This is a genomic window from Rothia sp. HMSC069D01 (assembly GCF_001810135.1).
Classification (GTDB): domain Bacteria; phylum Actinomycetota; class Actinomycetes; order Actinomycetales; family Micrococcaceae; genus Rothia.
On the sequence record NZ_KV800095.1, the window covers coordinates 1 to 4,183 of the forward strand.

4 protein-coding genes are annotated in these 4,183 nt (G+C 56.3%); all 4 read left to right on the forward strand.

All coding sequences use genetic code 11. From position 1 onward, the window contains the following. Positions 1–613 precede the first annotated feature (613 nt). The 4 genes from HMPREF2710_RS03635 to HMPREF2710_RS03650 all read left to right on the forward strand — a co-directional run bounded on the left by HMPREF2710_RS03635 (position 614) and on the right by HMPREF2710_RS03650 (position 4,061). Positions 614–1,843, forward strand: a complete 1,230-nt coding sequence (locus HMPREF2710_RS03635; protein WP_070507489.1) for an inorganic phosphate transporter — start codon at positions 614–616, stop codon at positions 1,841–1,843. A 2-nt stretch (positions 1,844–1,845) separates the two neighbouring features. Beyond that, positions 1,846–2,151, forward strand: coding sequence for a hypothetical protein (locus HMPREF2710_RS03640; RefSeq protein WP_005504112.1), 306 nt, complete (start codon positions 1,846–1,848; stop codon positions 2,149–2,151). A 50-nt stretch (positions 2,152–2,201) separates the two neighbouring features. After that, on the forward strand, positions 2,202–2,654 hold the full coding sequence (locus tag HMPREF2710_RS03645) for a DUF3349 domain-containing protein (RefSeq protein WP_049345093.1): 453 nt from the start codon (positions 2,202–2,204) through the stop codon (positions 2,652–2,654). Positions 2,655–2,861: 207 nt separating this feature from the next. Then, on the forward strand, positions 2,862–4,061 hold the full coding sequence (locus HMPREF2710_RS03650; RefSeq protein ID WP_239662310.1) for an acetamidase: 1,200 nt from the start codon (positions 2,862–2,864) through the stop codon (positions 4,059–4,061). Positions 4,062–4,183 lie beyond the last annotated feature (122 nt).

Sequence of the window (4,183 nt, forward strand, 5' to 3'; positions counted from 1 at the left end):
GGGAGAGTAGGTCATCGCCGGTTTATTTTTGAGAAAGACCCCGTATCGAAAGATGCGGGGTTTTTTGTTGTATTCGCCGAAGTTGTTGTATCTGCTGATGTGATGCGGGGGAATAGATGCGAATACCTCGCGAAGTTGATGTGCTGCGTGCGCCGCGGGTATAGATTCAATTCTTCGTGATATTCGAATGTGCACGGCTGTAGGAAACCCCTACTGTGGAGAATGTGCTCCGCAGAAAGCCCCGCGCCGTAAAACCCACAGGGGTGTCCCGTGTGGGTAGCTCGGTGACCTAAATGAGGTCTGAATAATAAAGGTGTGTCACAAAAAGAAAGCTGGGAGGTTCCTGAAAGTGAACACTTGGTGAACACACTTTAGCCTCTTGATGGATATAATCACCCCTCTCCCCCGCACTCTCGCATAAGCCACATAAACCAACTTAAGCATTCCGATAGGTGCACCCTTTTTTCCGCGGAATATCGGGAGAGTTTCCCCTGAAATATGGGCTCTATAGTAAAACCCTCATAAAAATCCGCTCAATGCCGTGGGTTTATCTGTTATTTCGTGTTAATTCGGAATACTTTAGATTTCGCGAAAACCGACAGATAATTTTCTTGTGACTACAGAACTCATTATTCTCGTGATCGTGGTGCTGACCGCGCTCGCCTTCGACTTTACGAATGGCTTCCACGACACCGGCAACGCGATGGCAACCTCCATCGCCACCGGTGCGCTGAAGCCTAAGACCGCCGTGGCGCTGTCTGCGTCCCTGAACCTCGTTGGCGCGTTCCTCTCTGTTGAGGTGGCGCGTTCGGTCGGTAGCGGCATCGTGAACCTGGACCGTATCGATGTAACAACAGACGGCCCGGCGCTGATGCTTATCGTCTTTACCGGCCTGGTTGGCGGCATCCTCTGGAATGTTTTGACCTGGCTTCTGGGTCTTCCCTCCTCCTCCTCGCACGCTCTGTTCGGTGGCCTGATTGGTTCGGCTATTGTCGCGATCGGCTTTGACGGCGTGCAGTGGATGGGCGTTCTGTCCAAGATTATTGTTCCCGCGGTCCTCTCCCCCGTCATTGCGGCTATTGTGGCGGCAACCGGCACTTGGCTGGTTTACCGTATTGCTGCCCCGGTGGCTGACGACCGTAAGCACGGCGGTTTCCGCAAGGGACAGGTTGCGACCGCATCCCTGATGTCTCTGGCGCACGGTACCAACGATGCACAGAAGACCATGGGCGTGATCTTCCTGGCTCTGGTTGCTTCGGGTACTCTGCGCAACGATGACGCGATCCCCCTGTGGGTGAAGGCTTCCTGCGCTATCGCTATTGCTCTGGGTACTTACCTGGGCGGTTGGCGCATTATCCGCACCCTCGGTAAGGGCATCGTTGAGGTTGACACCCCGCAGGGCGTTGCCGCTGACGGTGCATCTGCTGCGATTATTCTGACTTCCTCCCACTTCGGTATGGCACTGTCCACCACTCACGTGGCGTCCGGCTCGATTCTGGGTAGTGGCCTGGGCCGTAAGGGTGCTGAGGTGCGCTGGTCTGTTGCTGGCCGCATGGTGGTTGCTTGGCTGATTACTCTGCCGGCTGCCGCGATTGTGGGTGCTCTGACCTGGCTGATTGGTCATGGCCTGAATGCTCTGACCGGTACCCAGTTCATTGGCGAAATGACCGTGTTCGCTTTGCTGGTAGTCTTCTGCTTCCTGATGTGGCGTCATTCCCAGAAGGACAACATTGACGCTTCGAACGTGACTGGCGACTGGGATGAAAAGGAAGGCGCTGCAGTCACCAGCGCTGAGGCATCCGCAGAAGCCCAGACCCTTGCTACTGGGAAGGCAGGTTCGTAGTCGTGGAATATCTGATTGACATTGTGAACAAGGTTATTCCGGTGCTGATTGCCGGTTTGTTCTTTGGTGCGGGCCTTCCGGCGCTCTATGCGCTGGGTCTGCGTATGCTGGCTGGTCGTACCGAGTACACCGCGGACGGCAAGCTGGTTGAAATTGAGCCTCCGGGAACGGCGGCGAAGATTGCTGCGTTCTGCATTTTTGCTATTATCGTAGCAATCGTAATCATCGGTATTCTCTGGGTCGCTAAGGACTTTATCGACCACACTTTCGGCTGGAATATCTTCGGCGTAACCGGTGGAGGCCACTAATCCCGTGAACACTAAATTGCATATAATGACTGCTTCGAAGGAGGGGCTCGATGCCTGATAAGAGCATGATCTCTCGAGTAATCGACTGGCTGAGCGTCGGGTATCCCAAGGATGTTCCGGTGCAGGACCGCGCGGCAGTGATGGCTATTTTGAAGATGCGTCTGACCGATGAGCAGCTGCAGGAAGTTGTTCGCCAGCTCATGCAGTCTCGTGCTGCTCGTGGCGAGGCGTACGTGAGCGACCAGCGCATTAACGAGTACATTCGTCGAGTGGTGGATCATACCCCGACCCCGCAGGATATTGACCGCGTCGCTAAGATTCTGGGTGCGCACGGCTTCCTGATTGCGGAGAACCACGTGAACGAGGATGCGGAGCCCACCGCAGGCGGCACCGAGTACGTTGCGTATGAGGATCCGACGACCGGCGAGATTCGCATTGCGGAGCTTGCTGCTGAGTCGGCTAATATCCCGGCTCCGAATGCTACTTCGGCTGAGGAAGCTTAAATAATCTGCGCTGAGAGTTCAGAGCTCTCATGAAGCTTGTGACCTATGGGGTGGACTGAGTCCACCCCATAGGTTTTCTTTATGCCCTTGCGATGGATGCGCAGCGGGTTGTCGGCATGCGCATAGGTGCGGGCGGTATTCTAGAGGGACTTCACTCCCCTCAAACCGTTGGTGGGCTTTGCGCTCGCCCTGCATCCTGGAGATTCTGTGTCTTCTTCCCCTTCTTTGGAACCCGAGAACTCTCACATTCCCGATACTTCTACCCGGGGAGCCTCTCAGGGCTCTTCTGAGGCAGCATCCGTTGCCGCTGAGGACTCTGTGACTAAGACCCCCTCTACCCGCGTAGATGCCGCTAAAGAGGCTATTGCCGGGCAGGTGCGCCGCCTCGTGGTGCCCCGCCGTTCCCTGCTTCTGACCGGCGGCGTGGTTGCCGCCGCCGGGGTGCTTGCCGCAATGCCGCAGATCGCCGCCACCGGTGTGCTGGGCGAGGATGCTGCGGTGGTGGTTTCAACGGAGAAGCTGTTGGCGCGTCGTGAGCGTCTGGTGCGTGAAAATATCGATACCCGCTACCTGAAGATTGAGTCGCTGGGGCGTATTTATGTGGGTAAGGGGCGTAGTGAACAGGACCTGCGTCTGGTGGGTTCTTTCTCCCTCACGGCGGCGGCACAGGCCGATTTGGCGGCGGCTGCTACGGCTCTGACTAATCTGTCCGTTTACGGTTCTTTGCACCGGCTGAGCGTTACCTATGGCGGTGTGGATTTGGCGAATGACCCGCAGAACGTTGCTAATACGGTGACGGATGCGCCGGTGAGCCCACTGCGAGTCAATGATTCGGCGACTTTGAAAGAAGAGCAGTGGCTGAAGGTACTGACCGCTAACGCAGCGCTGGGAACTAATGCGAGCTACGCTCAGGTGGGGCTGCTTGCGGATGAGCTGCGCCTGAACGCTGTGGTGATTGATGAGAACTATGAATCCCTGATGAAGCGTTTCCGTGCGCTAGCTGAGCTGGATTTGAAGAATGAGCGGGTACAGCAGATTCATCTGAATATTCAGTTGGCTCCGGAGAAGGCGCTGAGCCTGCCCTCGGGTGCGCAGTCGAAGATTTCGGTGAGTGTTGCCGAGTCTTCACGCGTGGCAACGGTTGCTGATGTGCTGTCGAAGGCTGCCACGAAGAAGGAGCTGAACACTTTGGCCTCGTTCTCGCTGGTGTGGAATGCTCGTGAGAAGTACCCCTCGGCGAGCCAGTGGGATGCGTTCAAGCTGGGCTTCAAGGCGCCGGAATCGAAGGAGGAGTCTGCGAAGGAGGCGCAACGCACTGCGGTTCGTAAGTACCTGCAGGAAGTTAGTGGCCCCCTGCAGGCTCTGACGAAGCGTGAGGCAACAGTGCCGGGTGAGGTTATTACCTAAACCCCTCAGTAATGTGATGGGTCTAACTAAAAAAATGTGCCTGGGGATTTGGTGAAGCCACAAAAGGTGTTATAGACTAGTAGAGCACCGCGGGGGCGTGGCGCAATTGGTAGCGCATCTGC